This window comes from Anaerosporomusa subterranea (assembly GCF_001611555.1).
GTDB lineage: Bacteria > Bacillota > Negativicutes > Sporomusales > Acetonemataceae > Anaerosporomusa > Anaerosporomusa subterranea.
Genome location: NZ_LSGP01000006.1, coordinates 122,753 through 144,566, shown reverse-complemented (window position 1 = coordinate 144,566; position 21,814 = coordinate 122,753). Strand labels below are relative to the sequence as shown.

At 49.3% G+C, this 21,814-nt stretch carries 21 protein-coding genes; 11 read left to right on the top strand and 10 right to left on the bottom strand.

Features of this window, described 5'->3' with window-relative positions; translation table 11 throughout:
* Positions 1 to 108: 108 nt before the first annotated feature.
* The 7 genes from aroA (at position 109) to aroQ (ending at position 7,102) form a co-directional block, all read left to right on the top strand.
* On the top strand, positions 109 to 1,386 hold the full coding sequence (gene aroA, locus AXX12_RS02795; protein ID WP_066237843.1) for a 3-phosphoshikimate 1-carboxyvinyltransferase: 1,278 nt from the start codon (positions 109 to 111) through the stop codon (positions 1,384 to 1,386).
* The gene (gene aroC / locus AXX12_RS02790) at positions 1,367 to 2,434 is read left to right on the top strand and encodes a chorismate synthase (protein ID WP_066237840.1); all 1,068 of its coding nucleotides are present in this window, start codon (positions 1,367 to 1,369) and stop codon (positions 2,432 to 2,434) included. Before aroA ends, aroC begins: the two co-directional genes overlap by 20 nt.
* Before the next feature lie 52 nt (positions 2,435 to 2,486).
* Positions 2,487 to 2,999, top strand: a complete 513-nt coding sequence (locus AXX12_RS02785; RefSeq protein ID WP_082816678.1) for a shikimate kinase — start codon at positions 2,487 to 2,489, stop codon at positions 2,997 to 2,999.
* Positions 3,000 to 3,238: 239 nt separating this feature from the next.
* Positions 3,239 to 4,252 (top strand): 3-deoxy-7-phosphoheptulonate synthase, encoded by a 1,014-nt coding sequence (gene aroF, locus AXX12_RS02780; protein ID WP_066237837.1) that lies wholly within the window; start codon positions 3,239 to 3,241, stop codon positions 4,250 to 4,252.
* Positions 4,253 to 4,269: 17 nt separating this feature from the next.
* Entirely contained in the window at positions 4,270 to 5,334 is a 1,065-nt protein-coding gene (gene aroB / locus AXX12_RS02775) for a 3-dehydroquinate synthase (RefSeq protein ID WP_082816677.1), read from the top strand.
* 14 nt (positions 5,335 to 5,348) lie between these two features.
* Positions 5,349 to 6,653, top strand: coding sequence for a shikimate kinase (locus AXX12_RS02770; RefSeq protein ID WP_082816676.1), 1,305 nt, complete (start codon positions 5,349 to 5,351; stop codon positions 6,651 to 6,653).
* A complete protein-coding gene (gene aroQ, locus AXX12_RS02765; protein ID WP_066237826.1) occupies positions 6,653 to 7,102 on the top strand; it encodes a type II 3-dehydroquinate dehydratase in 450 nt (149 codons plus the stop codon). Before AXX12_RS02770 ends, aroQ begins: the two co-directional genes overlap by 1 nt.
* A gap of 122 nt (positions 7,103 to 7,224) precedes the next feature.
* On the opposite strand, the gene AXX12_RS02760 is transcribed toward aroQ, so the two are convergent.
* A complete protein-coding gene (locus tag AXX12_RS02760) occupies positions 7,225 to 7,425 on the bottom strand; it encodes a hypothetical protein (protein WP_066237824.1) in 201 nt (66 codons plus the stop codon).
* 32 nt (positions 7,426 to 7,457) lie between these two features.
* The gene (locus AXX12_RS19145) at positions 7,458 to 7,622 is read right to left on the bottom strand and encodes a hypothetical protein (RefSeq protein WP_156478574.1); all 165 of its coding nucleotides are present in this window, start codon (positions 7,620 to 7,622) and stop codon (positions 7,458 to 7,460) included.
* 293 nt (positions 7,623 to 7,915) lie between these two features.
* Between AXX12_RS19145 and AXX12_RS02755 the strand changes: the two genes are divergently transcribed.
* Entirely contained in the window at positions 7,916 to 8,308 is a 393-nt protein-coding gene (locus tag AXX12_RS02755; protein ID WP_066237821.1) for an HAD family hydrolase, read from the top strand.
* Positions 8,309 to 8,459: 151 nt separating this feature from the next.
* Entirely contained in the window at positions 8,460 to 8,891 is a 432-nt protein-coding gene (locus AXX12_RS02750; RefSeq protein ID WP_066237817.1) for a hypothetical protein, read from the top strand.
* Between the two features lie 176 nt (positions 8,892 to 9,067).
* On the opposite strand, the gene AXX12_RS02745 is transcribed toward AXX12_RS02750, so the two are convergent.
* The 5 genes from AXX12_RS02745 to AXX12_RS02725 form a co-directional block, all read right to left on the bottom strand.
* On the bottom strand, positions 9,068 to 10,180 hold the full coding sequence (locus tag AXX12_RS02745) for an amidohydrolase (protein WP_066237814.1): 1,113 nt from the start codon (positions 10,178 to 10,180) through the stop codon (positions 9,068 to 9,070).
* Between the two features lie 64 nt (positions 10,181 to 10,244).
* Complete coding sequence (locus AXX12_RS02740; RefSeq protein WP_066237811.1) at positions 10,245 to 10,697, bottom strand: YjiG family protein; 453 nt, start codon at positions 10,695 to 10,697, stop codon at positions 10,245 to 10,247.
* Position 10,698: 1 nt separating this feature from the next.
* A complete protein-coding gene (locus AXX12_RS02735; protein WP_066237806.1) occupies positions 10,699 to 11,349 on the bottom strand; it encodes a nucleoside recognition domain-containing protein in 651 nt (216 codons plus the stop codon).
* Positions 11,350 to 11,520: 171 nt separating this feature from the next.
* On the bottom strand, positions 11,521 to 11,892 hold the full coding sequence (locus AXX12_RS02730; RefSeq protein WP_066237803.1) for a P-II family nitrogen regulator: 372 nt from the start codon (positions 11,890 to 11,892) through the stop codon (positions 11,521 to 11,523).
* Positions 11,893 to 11,903: 11 nt separating this feature from the next.
* Positions 11,904 to 13,316: an ammonium transporter gene (locus tag AXX12_RS02725; RefSeq protein WP_066237800.1), complete on the bottom strand. Its 1,413-nt coding sequence runs from the start codon at positions 13,314 to 13,316 to the stop codon at positions 11,904 to 11,906.
* Positions 13,317 to 14,055: 739 nt separating this feature from the next.
* Here AXX12_RS02725 and AXX12_RS02720 point away from each other — a divergent pair.
* Positions 14,056 to 15,078, top strand: a complete 1,023-nt coding sequence (locus AXX12_RS02720) for a Gfo/Idh/MocA family protein (protein ID WP_066237797.1) — start codon at positions 14,056 to 14,058, stop codon at positions 15,076 to 15,078.
* A gap of 157 nt (positions 15,079 to 15,235) precedes the next feature.
* Here the strand turns inward: AXX12_RS02720 and AXX12_RS02715 are convergent, their stop codons facing one another.
* Both AXX12_RS02715 and AXX12_RS02710 read right to left on the bottom strand, forming a co-directional pair.
* Positions 15,236 to 17,182 (bottom strand): sensor domain-containing diguanylate cyclase, encoded by a 1,947-nt coding sequence (locus AXX12_RS02715; protein WP_066237792.1) that lies wholly within the window; start codon positions 17,180 to 17,182, stop codon positions 15,236 to 15,238.
* Between the two features lie 87 nt (positions 17,183 to 17,269).
* Positions 17,270 to 18,508 carry a M20/M25/M40 family metallo-hydrolase gene (locus AXX12_RS02710; protein ID WP_066237789.1) on the bottom strand — a complete coding sequence of 413 codons (1,239 nt, stop codon included), beginning with the start codon at positions 18,506 to 18,508 and terminating at the stop codon, positions 17,270 to 17,272.
* Positions 18,509 to 18,654: 146 nt separating this feature from the next.
* On the opposite strand from AXX12_RS02710, the gene AXX12_RS02705 reads away from it, so the two are divergent.
* Positions 18,655 to 19,716, top strand: a complete 1,062-nt coding sequence (locus AXX12_RS02705; protein WP_082816673.1) for an AbrB family transcriptional regulator — start codon at positions 18,655 to 18,657, stop codon at positions 19,714 to 19,716.
* A gap of 74 nt (positions 19,717 to 19,790) precedes the next feature.
* Here AXX12_RS02705 and AXX12_RS02700 read toward each other — a convergent pair whose 3' ends face one another.
* The gene (locus tag AXX12_RS02700; protein ID WP_066237784.1) at positions 19,791 to 21,782 is read right to left on the bottom strand and encodes a coiled-coil domain-containing protein; all 1,992 of its coding nucleotides are present in this window, start codon (positions 21,780 to 21,782) and stop codon (positions 19,791 to 19,793) included.
* Between the last annotated feature and the right edge of the window lie 32 nt (positions 21,783 to 21,814).

Below are 21,814 nucleotides of genomic sequence, written 5' to 3'. Positions count from 1 at the left end.
TGTCGAGGGATATGGAGAGCGTTACAATTAACCACAGAGTACGCAGAGGTCGCAGAGTGGTCACAGAGGGTTGCTGCTTATATACGGCATAATATGGAGGCAATAGAGATGGCTGATGTATTGATTACTCCGGCGAAACTACAGGGGAATGTAACGGTTCCGGCTTCGAAGAGCATGGGCCATCGGGCTGTGATCTGCGCCGGGTTGGCGCAAGGGACATCAATCGTCGAGGGAGCTACTCTCTCTGATGATATCAATGTGACAATTCAAGGCATGCGGGCAATGGGTGCGGTTATCCGCATTGACGATGACAGGCTGGTAATTACCGGAGCTGGCGGCGTTAATCCCGCTGAAACAAGTATTGATTGCGGCGAGTCTGGTTCAACCTTGCGGTTTCTCATTCCGTTAGCGCTGCTCGGGAATCAGAGGGTGACTTTCACCGGCCGCGGCAGATTGGCCGAGCGTCCGATTACTGAATACGCGGATATCTGTCGGCAGCAAGGACTCGGTTGGGAAAGTGGCGGCGGCCTCCCGGTAACTGTGCAGGGGCGACTGAAGTCTGGCCAGTTTAACTTGCGTGGTGATGTCAGTTCCCAGTTCCTGTCCGGCTTGCTGTTCGCCCTGCCGCTTTTGCCGGGAAACTCCACCATCAATATAACTACTCCGTTAGAGTCGAAGGGCTATGTCGACCTGACCCTGTCGGCTCTGGCCAAGTTTGGAGTAACGACTAGCCATTGCGAGTACCGGGAGTTTTATATCCGCGGTGGCCAGACGTATAAACCGCGTGACTATACGGTTGAGGGAGACTTTTCACAGGCAGCGTTTTGGTTGGTAGCCGGTACGATCGGGGGTGAAGTGGTGAATTGCTGTAGCTTGTCAGAGGCCTCTTTGCAAGGCGATAAGGTGATCGCCAGCTTGATAAACACCGCCGGCGGCTCAATCCGATTTGTCGATGGGGTCCTTACAGCGTCACCAACAGCTACTCACGGTACCGTCATTGATGCAGCCGATTGCCCGGATTTAGTCCCGGTGCTGGCTGTCTTGGCAAGCCTTAGCAAAGGCGAAACCCGTATTATCCGGGCCGGACGCTTGCGAATCAAGGAATCTGATCGTCTGGCCTCTACTGCTCGTGAGTTAAGCAAGCTCGGTGCAGACATCAGAGAAGACGGAGATTCCCTCGTTATTCAAGGCAAGCCTCAGCTTGATGGCGGTGAGGTTGATAGTTGGCAGGATCACCGCATTGCGATGGCCTTAGCGATTGCTTCTATCCGCTGTAAACAGCCGGTTCTGATTCACGGCGCTGAGTGTGTTAAGAAATCATATCCAGGATTCTGGCAGGATTTTGTCAGTTTAGGAGGGATGGTCAATGAGCGCAGTATGGGGTAGAAAAGTTCGCTATACGATTTTTGGCGAGAGCCATGGCGTGGGAATCGGCATAGTGATTGACGGACTGCCTGCCGGCGTTATGTTGGACCAAACTTTGATACAGCGAGAAATGGCGCGGCGAGCCCCTGGTCAGAGCGACTTGACAACCCCTAGGACTGAGACTGATGCAGTGAGTATCATCAGCGGCTTATACCAGGGACGGACAGACGGCTCACCGCTTTGTGCAATGATAAAAAACAGTGATACTCGTTCTGCCGATTATGCTGCTGAGCCGCGTGTATTCCGGCCAGGGCACGCCGACTACACAGGGTTTATCAAATATGGCGGACACAATGACCCGCGCGGAGGCGGCCACTTCTCCGGTCGCCTGACTGCACCGCTGGTATTCGCAGGGGCTATCGCCAAGCAATTGCTGACAGCTGCAGGTATTAGCATCGGGGCGCATATCGCGCAAATCGGTGATGTAAAAGATACAGCCTTTGATCCAGTTGCTATCTCTGAAACTACGCTCGCCGAGTTAGGCAAGTCTGGTTTTCCCACTCTTGACCTAGAGGCTGCGGCTAGTATGCGTCAGGCCATTCACTCAGCCAGAGAGCAAGACGATTCAGTAGGCGGAGTGATCGAGGCAGCTGTCATCGGGCTGCCGGCTGGAATGGGAGACCCATTTTTTGATTCTGTAGAAAGCGTATTGGCGCATTTGTTATTCTCGATTCCGGCAGTCAAAGGCGTGGAGTTTGGTGCAGGTTTTGCATTGGCCGGTATGCGCGGCCACCAGGCAAATGATAGCTTTGTTAAACATGCTGACAAGATACAGACTGCCACTAATAACAACGGCGGTATCTTGGGCGGTATCACCAGTGGGATGCCGCTGCTGCTGCGAGCAGCGTTTAAGCCGACACCATCAATTGCCAGACAGCAAAATACGCTTAATGCCAATGGCGATACCGAAGTTTTAGTGATAAAAGGACGCCATGACCCATGTATCGTTCCCCGGGCAGTGCCGGTTGTTGAAGCGGTGATTGGATTAGCTATTTGGGATATGTTGTAGGATTGTAGAATAGTAGGATAGTAGGATAGTAGGATAGTAGGAGGAAAGTAGTATGCAAATGCAAGAACGATTGGTTGAAAAGCAAAATGTCGTTTTCATCGGGATGCCAGGCAGTGGCAAGAGCACTCTAGGCCGTTTGACTGCAGAACGTCTGGGTTGGGAATTCTACGATACTGACCCGCTTATCGAGCAGCGAACCGGACGGAAGGTTAGCGAGATTTTCCATACCGATGGTGAAGAAGCCTTCCGGTGTCTGGAAACAGAAACCATCCGCGAGTGCTGCCAAAGGCGGCGGGTAGTCATCGCTACCGGCGGCGGCGCCGTCACCCGACCAGAGAATATGGCGATGCTGGCTGCAACAGGCCGGTTGATCTATTTGGACCGGCCGCTTGACGTGATCGCAGCCTGCAATTTGCACGATCGGCCGCTGCTAGCTGGCGACAGCCGCAGACTATATGTCTTGTTTGATCAGCGTAAGCCGTTATACGAACAATATGCCAACTGCAGGGTTGCGAATGTGCAGCCCCTCGATAGAGTTGTTGAGACTATTCTTACGGCAATTTAGGCAGAGGACTGGATGGTGGAGGATGTTATGATCATTTCAACTACTACCTTACAAAAGCAAGTCGTATACTTTTTTAGCTTTAGCCTGGGCTATTTTTATAGCGTGGGCTATTTCCCTTGGAGAAAGTGCATAGTACCGCTGCCAATGAGCCGAATGATCTGAACGAAGACTAAAACTACGCGTTCGGAATGAGACTCAAATGAGTCTCATTTTTTTTCTAAAAAAAGGAGGAAAAACTAATGGTAATTGTCCTGCACCCCTCAGCAACTCAGGCGCAGATTGAAGAATTAAAGGCAGAGGTAGAGAAGGAAGCTTGTTCTATCTGGCCTATTCAGGGAAAATTTATTCTGGTCTTTGGCGTGGTAGGTGACACCGGACGCTTGGATAGAGACCGTCTATTGAACAAAACGTATGTGGATAAAGTCTTATCAGTTCAGGAACCGTATAAAAAAGCGAACCGGATGTTTCATCCGGAAAACACTGTCATCTCTATCGAAGGCGCCGAAGTCGGCGGCGAGCGGCTGGCCGTTATTGCCGGGCCCTGTTCGGTGGAAAGTGAAGCACAAATTGTCGGCATTGCCAGGCAAGTTAAGGAATCCGGAGCGACCCTGCTGCGCGGCGGCGCATTCAAGCCTCGCACTTCTCCCTACAGTTTTCAGGGCATGCGTGAAGAAGGGCTCGAACTGCTGAAGATTGCCCGACAGGAAACTGGACTGCCGATTGTGTCTGAGCTGATGTCTATCCAAATGCTTGAACAGTTTGTGGAGACGGTGGACGTCATCCAAATCGGGGCAAGGAATATGCAAAACTTTGACCTGCTAAAGGAAGTAGGCAAGACAAGCAAACCCGTGCTGCTGAAACGCGGCCTCAGCGCCACCATTGAGGAATTATTGATGTCTGCCGAATACATCATGGCAGAAGGAAACGAGAATGTCATCCTTTGTGAACGAGGTATTCGCACATTTGAAACCTATACCCGCAATACGCTCGATTTAAGCGCCGTGCTGGCTCTGAAACGGTTAAGCCATTTGCCGGTCGTGGTTGATCCCAGCCATGCTGCAGGAATGTGGTGGATGGTGGAAGCGTTGTCAAAGGCGGCAATTGCCGTCGGTGCAGATGGTGTGATGATCGAAGTTCACAATGATCCCACTAATGCAAAATGCGATGGCGCACAGTCTATCAAGCCAGAGCGCTTCGCGGTTTTAATGCAATCACTCAGGGAACTGGCTCGCATTGAACGGCGTGTTATTTGAAGTAGGGAGAGGTTATAGTGGAGAAAATCACGGTTAAGTTGCCAGATGTCTCTTATGACATATGCATTGCAAACGGGCTGCTGTGTCAGGCGGATAAACTGCTCTGTCAAGTGACAGCCAGTAAAAAGGTTGTTATAGTGACAGATGAAACTGTCGATGGTCTGTACGGAGAACGCCTTGTTATGAATCTAACGGCGGCTGGTTTTCAAGTTGCGAAATTCATTATCCCGCCTGGTGAAACCAGTAAGTCGCTTGCCATGCTGGAAAAACTATATAGTTCGTTTTTAGAGGCTAAGCTGACTCGCTCAGATCTCGTGATCGCTTTTGGCGGTGGAGTAGTGGGCGATTTGACAGGGTTCGCGGCGGCGACATATCTGCGCGGCATAGCCTATGTGCAAATTCCAACTACTTTGTTAGCGCAGATAGATAGCAGCGTGGGCGGTAAGACAGCGATCAATCTGCCGCAGGGCAAGAATTTGGTTGGCGCCTTCTACCAGCCTGCGGTGGTGCTTATCGATCCGGAACTTCTCCGCAGTTTACCCCAGCGGACGTTGCGCGATGGGATGGCGGAGACGATCAAGTATGGCGCGATCGCCGACTGGAATTTGTTTGAGCAGTTGGTGGATTGCCGCAGCCGAGAGGAGTTCTTAAGTCAGGCAGATCGTGTGATTGCGGCCTGTTGCCGCATCAAGCGGGATGTGGTGGAAGAAGATGAAAAAGACATTGGCAGACGGATGATTTTAAACTTTGGCCACAGTATCGGCCATGCAATTGAACAGGTTTATCGTTATCAAACCTATACTCACGGCGAGGCAGTCGCCATTGGCATGGCCAAAATCACTGAGCGTAGCGAAATGCTCGGCCTAAGCCAACCAGGAACTGCTGCCAGGCTGCGTGAAGCGCTCATAGGGCAGGGGCTGCCGATTGAGACTGAGGGTTGGGATCGAACAGCGTTGTTTAACGCTATGACGCTAGATAAAAAGAACGCAACAGACGGATTACAGCTTGTTGTGCTTCGGGCGCTTGGTCAGGCAGACGTGATTCGAATTAGGTTAAATGATGTGGCAGACGCTTTTCTATAAGCTAGGAGGTATCGATGATGAGATTTTACGGTTTGCTAGGGGAAACACTTTCACACAGTATCTCTCCGGAGATTCATGGTTTCCTTTTTCGACAGCTGAACATTGAAGCGTCGTATTCTTTGTTCCCTGTGCCTCCTGATAAATTGGCTGACGCGTTATATGGGCTGATACTGTTGGGATCGGGCGGAGTCAATGTCACAATTCCTTACAAGATGAAAATTATCCCTTTACTTGATGAGCTGACTGATGAGGCGCGTGCACTTGGCGCAGTGAATACCGTTCTATTCAGAAATGGTCGTACCATCGGCTATAATACCGACTATGCAGGGTTTGGCTTGATGCTGAAACAGCATGGAATCGAAGCGGCAGGGAAAACGGCGGTTATACTTGGCACAGGCGGCGCAGCCCGTACGGCGGCTTGCTGGTTGAGTGATCACGGCGCGGCTAACGTGAAGTTGGTTAGTCGCCGCCCCGCAGGTGCAGGACGTTTTGATGTCTTGTCCTACAATGACCTCACGAATCTAACGCACACAGATATTTTGGTCAATGCGACCCCGGTGGGCATGTATCCGCATATCCATGAGACGCCGCTGGCCAAAGCTTTGCTAACACGTTTCGGCGTAATCATTGATCTGATTTACAATCCGCTGGAAACACGGCTGATGCGAGAAGGACGCGAACAAGGAATTTATGCGGTAAACGGGCTGACCATGCTAGCGGCTCAAGCCGTAGCCGCCGAGGAGATCTGGCAAGGACGCAGCATTGCTGAGGAACTGCTGGAACCGGTATGCGAATTTTTATCCGACTTGCCGGAACACACTCACAATTTGGTCTTTATCGGTATGCCGGGAAGCGGTAAGAGTACATTTGGCCGATTGGCAGCCGATCGGTTGGGCTGGGAGTTTTGTGATACTGATCCTTATATTGAGCAACGAGCAGGGAGATCTATCTCGGAAATTTTCCGCCTGGAAGGCGAGGAAGCATTCCGACGGCTGGAGACAGAAGCAATTCGCGAGTTTAGTCGCAGGCGACGGGTAGTTATTGCAACTGGTGGCGGCGCCGTAACCCGTCCGGAAAACATGGCTCTTTTAGAAGCTACTGGCCGACTGATTTATCTTGACCGGCCAATTGAAATCATTGCCACTTCTAATTTGACCGGCAGACCGTTGCTTAACGGTGATAAAGGGAAGCTGTATAGTCTATATGAAGCAAGAAAACCGCTATACGAGCGTTATGCCCATTGCCAAGTACTCAATAAGTACTCGCTGGAGCGAGTGTTAGATAGCATATTTGAGGATTTAAAAAGGAGGAGCAACTAATGAACATTCTGCTAATTAACGGACCGAACATCAACTTTTTGGGGATTCGCGAACCGGGGATCTACGGGGCGAGAAGCTATTCTGAGCTGATTGCTCTGGTACAGGAAGAAGGCAAAAGACTGAAAGTTGCTGTGGATTGTTTTCAGTCAAACTGCGAAGGTGAAATCGTTGACGCCATACAAAACGCCTATGGTAGATATGACGGTATTATCATCAATCCGGCTGCGTATACGCATTACAGTATTGCGATCTATGATGCGCTCAAGGCAATTCCTATCCCGGCAATCGAGGTGCACATCTCCAATACCCATGCCAGAGAAGAGTTCCGCCATCGCTCAGTCACCGCCCCCGCCTGCGTTGGTCAAATAATGGGGTTGGGATTTAAGGGATATGTAATGGCTCTGATGGCTTTGGTTGATATGAATTGCGAAACCAACAATAAAGGTTGAAGGTTAGGTGTAGGAGGAGCTGACCGGGGACTGGCAACAAGTCCTCTGCTGTCTATAGCTGGTTTAAACCGAACATTATATAAATATAAAAACAATAAAAGAGCGGGTTCCCGCTCTTTTATTTATTTAAGTTGATTCTTTGCTGCTGCTGTGGTCTTATTGTGCATGTCTGCAGCAGTAGCTTCTGGATACTCACCAACCGGAACAGGGCTGTATAGAAAGTCGAATTCTGCGTCATACGAGCTCTGGATATCTGGACCATCAAAGGATGTTACGTGGAGAGACTGCTTTTTGCTGGTGTCATTGTTAGTTTTCTGCGTCATCTGGTCACCTCCGCTTGGCTGCTTCTCAAGATTTACCCACCCATCATATCAGGTTCGTTGATAGAAAAAGATTTCGGTCTGGGCGTTAGCGGCTGTTCGTGCTCCCAAGGACCCTGGCTATCCTCCTTTTCTGAGATTTTGGCGAACTGATTCGTAAATTGGCTATTCTCAGCCTCGGTAGTCGCTTTTTCTGGCAACCGCATCACCTCCTGGTATTAGTTTGTCCCAACGCTGACAATTCATTGATAAATCTATAAAGAAAAAGTAACTTTTGTAGCGTAGGGGGCGGAACACTAGTGCCACGAGACGACACGAGCGCCACTACAACGATAACGAAACTTTTGTGTCGCTCGTGTATCGCTAGTGCCACTAGTGTTCATCGTACTTTCTTTATGTTCGCAGCGATCTTTCTTATTTGTCAGCATGACTTGATCTTGATGCGGAGACGCTAATCAAATAAAGGGTGCCAACTATTTTGGAGGGATGTAGTTTGGTTCGCAAGAAACCAACCGTAATTTTCGATTTTGACGGAGTCATCAATAGCTATGTCAGCGGCTGGACAGGTGCAGACAATACGCCAGATCCCCCGGTCGAGGGCATACGGGAAGCAATTGCCCAGATACGTCATTACTATCGCGTGGTAGTTGTTTCTTCCCGCTGCTATCAACCGGGGGGAATTGAAGCCATTCGTGCCTGGTTAGATAAATATGATATTGCAGTCGACGATGTTACCGACGAAAAGCCGCCTGCTAAAGTGCTTGTCGACGACCGCGCGATACTATTTGACGGCAACGCGACGGTTTTGCTAGATAAAATCAATACGTTTCAGCCTTGGACAAAGCGAAATAAGAGTAACGAAACAGGTCGACGTATCAAACCGTAAAGTTTGCGAGGGGATCGCGAGAAGGGGCGAAGCATACTGTTGAAGCGCTTTTCGGAGCCAATATATGCCTGTTAAAAGGAATTTTGTCTCGCAGGGATTGGGCAACTCTTTGGAGAATTGAGACATCAGCATAGATCCTGGAGGTTTGCCCATGAATAGACGGCTGCTGATACTTGGTTTAATCGTATTGCTGTTGGTGAGCGCCGCTGTTGCCTTTCGTACAACTACGTATCAAACGAAGCCTGTTTTTCCTCCGCCAGTTGAGGGACCTGTGCCGTCAGTGCAACAGAAAGAGCAGCAACAACAGGATACCCCTGCTCTGGTCGGAAAAGAGGAAGAACCGGAGGAAGAACCGCGAGGACATACTGAGCGAACTCCACTCCAGAAAGATCAGTTAATGGAGCAACAGTCACCGACTGACAATAATCTTACTCTGCGAAAGGCAAAACCTAGGGAAATCATCCCTGGTGTAATAGTAGAGAATAAAGAACTTAGAATCCAGTTGGAGCAAGCGAATGAAAGTCTACATATCCGCCGTTCAAATAATGAGCAGGTGCAGATATTGTGGAAACAAAAATTTTAACTTTCGCTTGGTGCTAACAGCATTGTATCAAGCGTAAGCTTGCACACGTTAGCATTATCGCCAACGCTGATAAAGCTTTTCGAATCAGCTCTGGCGCGGTGGCACAGACGTACAAAGTTAACAAGAGAAGAGAAGGAAGCCCCGCTGCCAGCGCAGTGGGGCTTCCTTCTCGCTAATTATTCTTTATATGCGCGATTAACTACTTCCACAAGTATCTTCACACCGTTCGGCAATGCGCTTAGATCAAATGACATGGCAGGGTGGTGCAGGCCGGGCTTTAGGTCGCAGCCGAGGCCAATATAGCCGGCTTTGAGCCGGGGATATTTCTTGACGAAGAAGTGGAAGTCTTCACCGCCGGGGGAGACGATGGGGGCGAGCACTCCTACGGGGCCTAAAACGGAATTGATTGCACTACGGGCGGTGGCGACCATGCTATCATTGTATTCAGCTGCTGGGACGCCGCCTTTAACCTTGACGGTTCCTTTGGCGCCTACACTGACTGCCGCGTTTTCGACCGCTTTGGTTACTTTAGCAATCAATTCATCCATTACGTCATTCTGTTGGGCTCTCAGGTCAAACGCCATTTCCGCTAGGTCGGGGATTGCGTTTAGTGTTGCGCCGCCTGCCTGCAGTTTCGTCGTCTTGACAGTGCAAGGCACGACAGGATTGATGCGGATAGCATTGACTGCGTTGACAACTGCGGCTGCTGCGTCGATGGCGTTGACGCCCAAATGCGGTCTCGCGCCGTGGGCGGTCAGACCCTCGATTGCCGCCTCGACAATGTATGATGCGCCATGGTAGAGAGCAGGAGTGGCTTGCCCGGTCCGTGCTTCTTGAATCGGGCGGAGATGGATGCCGAATATAATGTCGACTCCTTCAAGGGCGCCAGCCTCGATAACGGATAAGGCGCCTGTCAGCTTTTCTTCGGCTGGCTGAAATAAAATTTTGAGCTGGCCGCAGGGAATCCCTGCCTGCTTCAGAATTTTGGCAGCGGTCAGTACCATCGCCGAGTGTGCGTCATGGCCGCAGGAATGAACGATCTTTTCCGCACCATCAACCGTATGAGACAGTGCGTCCATATCTGCCCGCAGCATAACGACTGGACCAGGCTTGCCGCTGTCAAGAGTTCCGACAACTCCGGTGCCTCCCAAGCCTGTCTTAACGCTGAATCCAGCAGCTTTTAATTCTTCAGCCAGATAGGCGGCTGTTTTATGTTCCTGAAACCCGACCTCAGGCATAGTGTGAAGCACTTGATATACTTCTAAAACACTGTTTTCGTGAGTACTCATTGACACTGATTCCTCCATTTGCAGCTTTATATGCTGAATCTCATATGCAACGACGGTTTTCTTACTACGCGAAGAAGCGCATGATGATCATAGCGATACACGCGTTAAGTATGCAGATGCCGAACATGACGGGGTAATAGCGGCTCTGTACGCCAGCTGTGCCAAGTAGCCGTCCCATGTATTGAACCTGAGATCCCATCAAGAAAATAGCAGGCAACAAGATGGTGGCATGGGTTGCAGTCAGGACTTTGCTAGCAAAAAGGGATGCTGCTACACCGACGCCGCCGCCCATTGACAGCCAAGCGCCAATTAGTACGGCGATCGCTTGGCCAGGCAGACCGAAAACCGCCATTACCGGGCCGAATACATTGCCCATAATGGTCAACAGACCAGTGACTCTTAAAATTTGGATTAACACATATGCCATCAGCACGTTGGGAAGAATGCTATTGACTCCCACATTCCAGCCTTTACGCGCCCCGTCAACAAATACGTCGGCTAAGGTTCTTTGCGTCATATCAAATCCCCTCCTTATCGACTTTGCCCAGATAGATGCGCATTAAGTTGGCACCGAAAAATTTCAGGATGAAGATAAGTGCCAGCGGCAAGGCGATCGGAACTGTGCACATTGCAAATAGTGCGGCACCGGTAGAGAGGAAGTTAGTAATTGTGCCGCCGGCGGAGAACTGAAAGGCGGCGAATATCGTCTTTTCTCTTTCTGTGATCGTTCCTGATTCTTTCAGCATGCGGGTCATGCTAGCGCCGGCATCGGTGCTCTGCAGGCTACTGACCAGCGCCAGGCCGGCAATTCCGGGAATGCCCAGAAGGGGCTTTAGTACCGGGGTTAATAGCTTCTGCCCAGCTTTTAGGCCGCCCAGGTGGTCGACAATTTCCACGACTCCCAGCGCCAGCATGACGGCTGGAAATAGTGTGAGGGCAAACAGGAAGCCGTCACGCGCCCCGATACCGCCCTGCCCTTGGAAAGTAGCCTTAGCGGTGTCTTTCATGGTACCGAAAGTGCCGTTGATAGTATTGAAATCCAATGCGGTAATTGGTCCTTGCTGTTTGGTCAACAGCCCTGAAAAGAAGAGAATGGCAAATAACAGAGCTGCGTAGCCGTACCAAGGGACTTTGACTGATCCTGGCGAGTTCTTACTTTCCTCGAACACAATGACACCTCCATATCCATTTAGGGATTCCCGAGGATAAGGGATGTTTTCGTCGCTTATCCTTAGGAAAATCCTACCAGTAAATGGAATTTGTGTCAATTGCAAAAGTCAGTATACAACACAAAGTCCTCGCAGATTGCGAGGACTTTGTGTTGCCTGAATAGTATTGTCTTATTTCTCTACATCTTCCGGATCCATGATGGCAATGTCGCCTTCTTCGCCTGTACGGATGCGGATCGCATTCTCGATTGGATAGACGAAAATTTTTCCATCGCCGATCTTGCCAGTGCGACAAGCTTTCTTTGCCGCTTCCAGCACTGCTTCGACAGGGACTTCACAGACAACAATTTCAATTTTAATCTTTGGCAGCAGATTGATTGCATACTCCTGACCACGGTAGACTTCAGTGTGTCCTTTTTGCAGTCCGCAGCCAAAGACTTGGGAGACGGTCATGCCGGTAACGCCGATTGCGTACATCGCTTCTTTAAGCTCTTCGAGCTTGCCAGGGCGAGTGATAATATCGATTTTAGTCATCTTTCGCATCATTCTTCCTCCTACGCTTCTGCTTTACGGGCTACGCTGGGGATGGGTACACTATCATCCATAGCGGCAAAGGCAGATAATGAGATCGGTGAGCCGGAGGCAAGATCTTGGTAAGCATAACCGCGCTCGCCATGTTCGCTGAGGTCAAGGCCTTGTATTTCTGCTTCTTCCTCAACCCGTAGTTTCATCACAAGACTGAGACCTTTGAGAATAATCAAGGTTGCTACTATCGCAACAATCCAGGTAGCGGCTGCACCGTAGAATTGAAGCAGCAGTTGTTCCGGATTGCCAAAGAACAGCCCATCGGCGCCGGCGGGGTTAATCGCTTTTGAACTGAATAAGCCGGTAGCCAGTGCACCCCAGGTGCCGCCAACGCCATGGACGCCAAACGCATCCAGTGAATCATCATAGCCAAGTTTGGCCTTTACAATGCTAACAGCACCAAAGCAGACGATACCGCCAATCAGGCCGATGATAATGGCAGGCATGACGCCAACAAAACCGGCTCCGGGAGTAATGGCAACCAAACCGGCGACACAACCGCTGACTGCGCCGAGAATCGTGGGTTTGCCATGAATCATCCACTCCGCAGCGACCCAGGAGATGGTAGCAGATGCTGCTGCGAGATGAGTGGTCATGAAAGCGCTGGCGGCTAAGCCATTGGCGCCGAGGGCGCTACCAGCATTGAATCCGAACCAACCAAACCAGAGTAGTGAAGCGCCGAGGACTGTCATCGGCAGATGATGAGGCAGTATGCTTTCTGTGCCATAGCCTTTACGCTTGCCTAAATATAGCGCGACTACCAGACCGGAAACGCCTGAGAGAATATGGACAACAGTGCCGCCAGCGAAGTCGAGGACGCCGAGTTCGCGCATCCAGCCGCCGACTCCCCAGACCCAGTGAGCAACTGGATCGTAAACAAAGGTGGCCCATACCAAGGTGAATACGACAAAGGCGGAGAATCGCATGCGTTCGGCAAAGGCACCGGTGATGAGTGCCGGGGTGATAACAGCGAACATTCCTTGGAAAGCAACAAAGGCAAGATGGGGAATAGTTGCTGCATAGTCTGGATTAGGTTCCATGCCGACGCCATTCAGACCGACCCAATCCAGACTGCCGATCAAATGGCCAATATCTGGTCCAAAGGCCAGAGAGTAACCGAAAAGCGCCCATTGTACGGAAATGAGTCCGAGAACGAAAAAGCTTTGCATGATGGTGGCTAATGCATTTTTCGTGCGGACCATGCCGCCATAGAACAGCGCGAGGCCTGGGGTCATCAACATGACTAAAGCTGCGCTGATCAGAATGAAGCTGGTGTCCCCAGCATCAACTGTTACTGCTGGCGAGGAGCCGTCAGCAAATGCGACTGAACTAACCAGAGTAAAGAGAACGGTGAATAAAAGTAGTAGACCAGGACGTTTCATAATTAATCCCTTCCCTTCGTAAATAGTAGGCAATTTTAAAACCAAAAGCGCCCCAGAGCAATTAAGCCCTAGGACGCCTTCGTCCCTGTAGACAGAAAAAGCCTTGGTGAATTATTTCACCAAGGCTTCATTGCCTACCGTATCGGTTTATATTGATACTATAGCAGGGAGTGGAATCAGTGTCAATAGCCTTTTGTGATATCAGAATTTTAAGTTTTCCAAGGGCGAAACTACGATAAAGGATGCAGGAAGTTGCGAATAGAGAGAGAACACATACTGCATGCGGCGAGGTGATGACAAAGCCGATGAGGGGAGGGGCCTTCGTGGATAGAGTCACGCTTACAGAACAAGCAGTGGAGTATATTCAGGCTCGCGGCGGCAGTGTAGTGGTCGAAGAGAGCAGGCCGGCGCGAATCGGCTGATGCAGACTCAATATGGGCCCGTCCGTGAGACTGGGCGAACCACAGCAACCACTACGTTATCTGAGGTTGGAGAGTAAGGAAATCACCATATTTTTCGATCGGCGATTACTTCTTAGTCAACCGTTCACCATCGGTTTGAAGAACTATTGGTTATTTAAATCACTAGAGGTCATAGACTGGAGAATGATATAGAAAAGACTTAAGTCTTTTCTATATCATTCTCGAAATAATTCACGATGAATTGTTCTTTAGCAGGAAAGTGGCAATTCCGCCAGAAATGTGAAAAGAGAAGAGATGAAAAACAAGGAGGAAAACGGATGTCTATCGGAGTTGCCATACTTGGTGCTGGTCTGGTCGCCAATGTCCACGTCAGCGCGTTGAAAGAAGTTTCTGCAGCCAATATCTGCGGGGTGTGGGGGCGGACTGAGTCCTCCGCTCGGGCGTTTGCCGACCGGCATGGGATTGCTTGCTACAGCCAATTTGCCGATGTTCTCGCTGACCCATCTGTCGATGTTGTCGTAAACTGTTTGCCGTCAGGCAATCACGCCGAATTCGGCATTGCGGCGGCTGCGGCTAAAAAACATGTGATTGTAGAAAAACCAATTGATATTACTAGTGAGCGGGCGAATGAGCTGATCGCGGCTTGTCGTAATCAGGGAGTGAAGCTGGCTGTCATTTTTCAAAACCGCTTTACGCCTGCGGCTTGCCAAGTCAAACAAGCGCTGAAGGCGGGCGTATTAGGCAAGCTGCTCCTCGGTGACGCCTATGTTAAATGGTATCGGTCGGCTGAATACTATCAAGCCAACGCTTGGCGCGGCACACTAGCGATTGAGGGTGGCGGCGCGTTGATCAATCAGGCAATTCATACTATCGATCTGCTGCAATGGTTGATGGGCGGGGTGAAAAGCGTGGTCGGCATGGTGCGGACTACTACTCATAGCATTGAAGGTGAAGATCTCGGTGTTGCCATGGTCGAGTTTGCAAATGGTGCGCTAGGCGTAATCGAAGGCTCTACCGCCATTCTTCCGAGCTATAAAGAACGGATTGAACTACATGGGCAAAAGGGAACCATCATTCTCGAAGGCGGTAACATCCGCGAGTGGAAGGTAGAAGGAATGGATGAAGCCGATTATGTTCAACCGGAGAAAGTCTCCTATGGGGTGACCAATTCCCCGGCAATCTCGTATGTCAATCATAAAGCGCAATATGAGGAAATTTTTGCTGCTATTGGCCAGGATCGTGAGCCTCTAGTCAATGGTGAGGAAGGGCTGAAAGCGCTCGAAATCATTCTCGCGATCTACAACTCGTCCAAGACGGGGGAACGGGTGAAACTGAGGTAGTTGAAAATATTATAAAAAATGAAGGAACAAATTACGTTAACCGCAGAGTACACAGAGGGTGCGCTGAGGGCACGGAGGGTCTCGGATTTATATAATAAACCGTAGCCCTCTGTGGCTCCCTCTGCGTACTCTGCGTACTCTGTGGTTAGCGATTTTTTTATAGACGCTCTGCTGCTTTTAACAGTCGCTTATGCTCATACATCCGATCATCTGCTAGTATAACTAGTAGTTCTAAGTCGCCAGCCTCTGCCGGATAAGAGGCTCCGCCTGCGGCAAGCGCAAAGGTGAGGTCATAGCCTTCGAGCTGAATGGCGGCAAAGCTTTCGCGCAGAGTCTGAATGATAGTCTCACCTGCTGCCTGGTCAACCCCTGGATAGACGGCGGCGAACTCATCTCCACCAAGGCGGGCGGCGAAAGCAGGACGTTGAATGTGTTGTTTGAGTTGCTTGCCGATGAGCTTTAACGCCTGGTCGCCAGCGCTGTGGCCGAGATTGTCATTGACATATTTGAGACCGTTCATATCGAGATAGACAACCGTGAAAGCTGTTCCGTCACGGTCGGCGGCTTCTTTCACAGCATCAAGTTCAGAGAAGTAAAAACGCCGGTTGGGAAGTCCGGTTAGACTGTCTTCAAAGGAAAGGCGGGTAATAGTCGCCTGACTGTTTGCTTGTGCGATAATAAGAGTGGCGAATTGTTGAAACACCTTAGCTTTCTCGACATCGTTAGTGGTAAAACGGCGGAAACGGCGGAAGATCGTGAGGATAATCAGACCGTAATATTGGTCGCCTACTGCAAGTGGAATATACATGACTTGTTTGGCTTTACTCAAGATAATGGGGATCTCCAATGAAATCTGCGAATTTTCGGCATCAGTCTGAAACCATTCCAGCACATCTTCTGGATGATTGATTAAAGTAATGTTGTTTCCGATCTTCTCCATAAACAGCTTGAGGTCGAATTCGCGGCCAACGGTAAGAAAATTGCTGTATTTGCCCCAAACATAATTGGCCTGACAGATAGTATCTTTCTTGCGGGTGTAAACAGCAATTCGTTCGGCGATGGGTAGAATTTTGCGTAATTTGCTCATCTGAATTTCGATGATTGGTTCTAAGGAGATATCTTCTTTCAGCAGTTCGGCGTTCATCTTCGCCATTTCACCTAACGTGTAAAAATGATTGATGACACCTGACCAATATACTGCTCTAAACAGGAAGCAATACGCGACAGCCTTGTAGATATGGCCAAACAGGTTGTAGACATCATGGACTTGGGTATACATGGTGAAGGTTGATTCTGACAGGATAGTCATGATCCCGAAATAGGATAAACTAAGGTAGACATTTTCCATAATGCCGCTAGATTTTCGCCAGGTGATTAGTAGAATAACGCAATGCAGCGCTATTAATCCGTATTCCAACTGTAATTTCAGATTGGTGATCCCTTGGCCATCAACAAATAAGGCAGGGGTCATGTGGGAGTATTCAAGGCCTATAGTGGAAAATGCGCTGATCGCAAGAATGTTCATGGTGAGGTAGAAAGTCGTTGCTTGGCGGCTAGTCTTAAGCTGTCCGTTTAACAAGAACGCAGCTACGAATGTAAACGCCAGCCAATAGCGGGCCAACAGCCAGAACAAAGTTGCTTTCTGAGCACCAGAAGCGCCTATTATTTCCGGCATTCCTGCAAAGGTTAACGCATGCAAGATATCAAAGACCCCGACAGCAAGGAAGTTAATGCCTAAAAATAGGATAAAATGGCTGCGATCGTCGTCCAGTCCATCGCGAATCAGCCAAACAACACTGAAAATCGTGAAGGAAACGAAGATTGTTACAAACTCCAGCAAGCTGTGAATCATCAGATATTCTTCAACTGAGAAGATGCCAGTCGCGTATGGCTTTCCAAAGTATAATGCGAGTATACCTGCGACCGTAAGTCCTGCTGCTACTAGATAACGGGCAGATTGAGAAGCTCTATGATAAAGCAGTTTTATCACCACCTTTGCGAGATCGCCACAATTGCGCTTTACTATATTGTATTGCCAGTAGGTGAAGAAGGTGAGCAAGGAAACATAAAACAGACATAAAAGAAACAAGAAGAGGTTGTTCAAAAATAAACAGCCTCTTCTTGTTTGAACTTTCTACCGGTGTAAAAAGAGCAGGCGCGGGCCTTGTCTACACAGTTCGGCACTAGCCTTCTATGCCAGTGGCCAGTGCTTAGTCACTACTTGGATAAACAGTGTCAGTGCGACAGTGCGTGGGACAGCTGTTTTCAGATCAACAGTTTCATGATCAGTATGTTCGTCATAGTTTTCAACACCTAAGGCGTCAATGGTGGGGATGTATTTGGCTGAGCGGTTGCCGTCAGTGATGCCGCCAGCTATCCATTCGACGACGTCGGCGTTGTATTCGCGTTTCACAATCCCCTTATACAGATCGACCAGTTTCTGTACTTGAGCGGTTTTTTCCATCGGGCCGGTTTGGATGCCGCCAGTTACTGTAACTTTCGTTCCTGGTACGGTCGTCTTATTCGCCAAGGCTTTGATTTCACTGTCAAGCCGCTCTTGCTCCGCAACTTTGAAGCAGCGGACATTCAATTTGGCGAAGGCGTCTTTGGGGATGACATTAATTTTCTGGTTTGATGAGCCGATGACGCCGACATTGATCGTGTTTTCAGGGATGAATTGTCCATGATCTTGGATACCGCGTTCTTCTAACGCCTCGCGGGTGTAACTTGCAGGGTGCGCGGGTAGAGAACTTGCCATTTGGAATAATTGGCTGATCTGGTTGCCAAGCTCCATGATCGCGCTAGCGCAGTGGTGAGACGAGTTGCCATGATGGCCTTCGATGCCTTCGATTTTGATATCATAGTTGGCGCTGCCTTTGCGCTGGGTGACAATCCCCCAGTTGGGGCGGGCGGTATCCATGATAATCGCCAGGTCGGCTTGTTGGGATAGTTCAGCCACAATCGCTTCTGCTGTCGGCGAGCCGCCTTCTTCCTCGCCGTTATAATAGAGAATAATTTCGCCAAAGGCGTCAAAACCTAATTCCTTCAGCACTTTCATACTATAAATAGTTTGAATCACTGTCGCTTTATCATCGCCGACTCCGGGGCCATAGGCAATCTTGTTTTCATCGATGCGAAACGGTCGCCTGGCTGCTTCGCCTTTGGCAAAAACGGTGTCAATGTGGGCGATCAGGAGCAGGCGTAGTGAGCCCTTGCCTTTGATGCGAGCGATAGTATGGGTGGAACGGTCGTTTTTGCGATACTCGATGCTGGCGCCAATGGCTTCAAGCCAACCGCCGACTATTTTTGCCACCTGATCTGTTCCTTCCGGATCGCCGTTACCGGAATCGATATTGGTAATCGTTTCAAGGTCATGGATAAATTTGTCCAGATTACTTTCCACCCAGTCTTTGACTTGTTTACTTTCCATCAAGACAGTTACCTCCCTAATTATTGAAAATATCATTTCTTACTCTCTTCTACGGCAGTGGGCTGACTCCTGCCGCCCGATTGGCTAAGAAGCAGGAGTTCTCATCTGCAACCAAGAAAAAGAGTATATAATTACAAACGCAGGGAGTGGACCGTACGAATACTTTGATAAAAACAGCGTTCGCAGCACTAATCGGCAGCACAATATTTTATTTCCTGCATCTGCCGCTTCCCTGGATGCTAGGGTCTTTAACCGGTGTGATGATATGGCAATCCTTTGGACAAGAAGCCTGCTGGCCGACGCCAGTGCGTAACTGCGGCGTGATTGTTCTTGGCGCAATGATGGGATCCTGGTTTACTCCCGAAACGGCGCGGCAGATTATCGTGCAGCTCCCCGGCATGCTGCTGGTAACTGGTACGAGCTTGTTATTTGGCTTTGGCCTGGCCTATTTTACTGCGCGTCAGACGGGGATTAGTTTGGCCAGCAGTCTGCTTGGCAGTACACCAGGCGGACTTACCCAAATGACCATTATTTGTGATGAGTTTAAAGACGCTGACCTCGCCGTTGTCAGCGTCTTACAAACGCTTCGTTTGCAAATGGTTATTTTTATTGTGCCATTTTTAGCGATACATGCCGTGGCGGGCGGCGCGGCAGCGGTGGCACCGCCTGTTGCCGTAAACGAGGCGCCGGTAATGGGTCTTAATCAGATAACAGCTGTATACGTGCTGGCAGCTCTAGGAGGGGCGGTAGCAGGCAAGCGCCTGTCTTTTCCCACTCCATTCATGATTGGACCGCTAGTCGGTGTGGCTATTTTGGGCGTGAACGGTCTTAGCTTGCCACAAACACCACCGCTATTATCCGCCCTGTCGCAATTTTGCATGGGAGCTTATATGGGAAAAAATATCGACTTTGGTGGTTTGCGCAGGCAAAAAAAATTGCTGTTGTATGCAGTCTTGGGCGGGTTGGTCATGGTAGCGTCTTCACTGTTGTCTGCATGGATGCTTACTGTTCTTTATCCAGTGGCGCTGACTACCGCGTTTCTCAGCGCGGCGCCGGGAGGAACCGCCGAAATGGGTTTGACTGCAGTAATGATTCACGCTGATGTGTCGATGGTATCCTCTTACCAAATCTTCCGGTTGCTGTTTATCATTCTGGTGATACCCTATTTTTTCAAATGGTGGCTATGCAGAAGTCAGCCGGCGGAATGAGTGCTTCAGTTTGCAAACAAAATCCAGCCTGCCCCGGGATTCCCGATGGGCAGGCCGCTTACATTGGATTAAAATTAGAAATCCCGATTATATTTTGCAAGCACGTTAAATCCTGTATAGGTTGTTGCTGGTTGTCCTGCTGTTGATTTACCATCTTTCATTCTGAATGTTTGCAGATCAAGCGAAAGATTGCTTTTGGCGTTAATTTTGATATCATAGCCTAAACCAACAGTATATTTAGTTCGTCCGTCTACGTCGGTATATTGAGGGTTCCCATTGGTGACAAAATCATTATTTATTCCCGCATAGCGGCTGCCGTTAGTTTTCATGACATCGAGGGTAACGCGAAAGGCATGTTGCTCATCTAATTTTTTGCTCCACATCGTGCCAAAATAATGCGCAAGTGCGTTGGACGTGTCAGACGGCACAATCGGGTTGGTATACTGGTTTTCACGCCAATAATAAAACAGGATAGATTGATTATCAGGCAATTTATGATTGTACGTTAACTTATAATCCCATTGAGCGCCTGTGTCATACCGCTCACCGTTAGCGATTTTCGTCTGACCGGTTGTCGTGTTAATGAGTTCACCAACAAACTGCCAATCCTGTCCCGCATGCTGCCAACGGAGGAACTTTGTCCATTCACTACCTGGTGAGACCGTATCATTCACTATATCACTGGTAGGATCATACGAATGGCTAAACGTATAATTTGTGCCAAGCGTCCACATATCTTCATCGCCAATTCGCCAACTGACAGCAATTCCTGGTGTAAATTGCCAGCCCTTGCCAAATTGACTAACAGCCACTAAGTCTTCGTTCATCATCGCATATCTTTCCGGTCTGGACAACGCGGATTTACCGGTAGGAATGTTAATACTCAAATCATAGTCGACAATGAAATTCGGCTGCTCGTTTCTTTTCGAGAATGTCAATGTTGTATCAGATAAGGTATTTACACGGCCACTGGCGCCAGCAGTGTTGTTTCGTGAAGTAATGTAGTTAGTGTACAAGCCATAGGAAAGATCCTTTTGCCAATAGCCAAAATACAGTGGACGTGTAATTTGATAACCGCTATTGCCAAATTTATCATGCCAGCGATAATAATTCATGCCCCCGGCAAAGAAATGCGAACCCTGAGGGTGCTCTTGCGAATAGATCAACTGCTCCAGCTCTGTCTTAGTTTGCATTTCATAATTTTTGGCCCGAACAGCAGTTTCTTTGGCATCATTATCTGCTAACTGAAGATCAAGCACAGCCTGCTTTGCTTCGGCCGCTTTATACATAGCCGCTTCGGCGATGGCAGTTTTTTTGTCGGCAATGTGTTCAGCTTGTTCAGCAGCTTTGTCAGCGTCTAGGGCAATCTGGTTCAAGCGATCGGCGTGGGCATGCGCAGCTTCGGCCTCAGACCAATCAACCGTTGCATCGTCTTGTGCTTCCAGCAGAGGAATATTTCTTTGCCGCGCAAGATCCGCGTCTTTCTGCATTTTTTCTAATGTCTTAATTTCTTTTTCCATCTTTAGTAATTCATCGGTATCTTCAAGGCTAGTTTGTTCTGCTATTTCAGTACGCACAGTCGGAGTGGCAATAGCTTTAATAGATTGTTTTTGCAACAGGGCGGCTTCGTCGGCTTGCAATGAAGCCTCAACAACATCAGCAACCTTATAAGCTGCTTCCGCTGCAGCAATAGCATTCTTTGCCTTTTCATTTAAAGCAGTAGCAAGGGCAACCGCTTCTTGCGCCTGTTGAACTGTAATCTGAGCTTCGGCTGCTGCTTTTTCCGCTTCAGTAGAATGTTGGGCCAATGCTTTTTCTGCAGCAATAACTTGCAGTTGCGCCTCGGCTGCTTCAACTTCAGCTTTTTGGGCATAGGTTTTAGCTTCAGCTCTATACAACGCCGCTTGTTGTTCATCGAGAGTATTCTGAGCAGCAGCGATAACTGCATTTGCAGTATCCCGAGCTTCTGGCGGAACACTAATAGCTGAACCTGCTAGGGCCATCGGCTGTTGTAATAAGACTGTCAAGCAACAAAGTATATTCAAATACGATAAATGACGACGCATAGCACCGCTCCTTTAATTCAAACCTCAGCGTC

Coding starts and splice junctions, on each gene's coding strand:
- aroA (WP_066237843.1), top strand. CDS start 109: ATGGCTGATGTATTGATTACTCCGGCGAAACTACAGGGGAATGTAACG.
- aroC (WP_066237840.1), top strand. CDS start 1,367: ATGAGCGCAGTATGGGGTAGAAAAGTTCGCTATACGATTTTTGGCGAG.
- AXX12_RS02785 (WP_082816678.1), top strand. CDS start 2,487: ATGCAAATGCAAGAACGATTGGTTGAAAAGCAAAATGTCGTTTTCATC.
- aroF (WP_066237837.1), top strand. CDS start 3,239: ATGGTAATTGTCCTGCACCCCTCAGCAACTCAGGCGCAGATTGAAGAA.
- AXX12_RS02770 (WP_082816676.1), top strand. CDS start 5,349: ATGATGAGATTTTACGGTTTGCTAGGGGAAACACTTTCACACAGTATC.
- aroQ (WP_066237826.1), top strand. CDS start 6,653: ATGAACATTCTGCTAATTAACGGACCGAACATCAACTTTTTGGGGATT.
- AXX12_RS02760 (WP_066237824.1), bottom strand. CDS start 7,425: ATGACGCAGAAAACTAACAATGACACCAGCAAAAAGCAGTCTCTCCAC.
- AXX12_RS02750 (WP_066237817.1), top strand. CDS start 8,460: ATGAATAGACGGCTGCTGATACTTGGTTTAATCGTATTGCTGTTGGTG.
- AXX12_RS02745 (WP_066237814.1), bottom strand. CDS start 10,180: ATGAGTACTCACGAAAACAGTGTTTTAGAAGTATATCAAGTGCTTCAC.
- AXX12_RS02740 (WP_066237811.1), bottom strand. CDS start 10,697: ATGACGCAAAGAACCTTAGCCGACGTATTTGTTGACGGGGCGCGTAAA.
- AXX12_RS02730 (WP_066237803.1), bottom strand. CDS start 11,892: ATGCGAAAGATGACTAAAATCGATATTATCACTCGCCCTGGCAAGCTC.
- AXX12_RS02725 (WP_066237800.1), bottom strand. CDS start 13,316: ATGAAACGTCCTGGTCTACTACTTTTATTCACCGTTCTCTTTACTCTG.
- AXX12_RS02720 (WP_066237797.1), top strand. CDS start 14,056: ATGTCTATCGGAGTTGCCATACTTGGTGCTGGTCTGGTCGCCAATGTC.
- AXX12_RS02710 (WP_066237789.1), bottom strand. CDS start 18,508: ATGGAAAGTAAACAAGTCAAAGACTGGGTGGAAAGTAATCTGGACAAA.
- AXX12_RS02700 (WP_066237784.1), bottom strand. CDS start 21,782: ATGCGTCGTCATTTATCGTATTTGAATATACTTTGTTGCTTGACAGTC.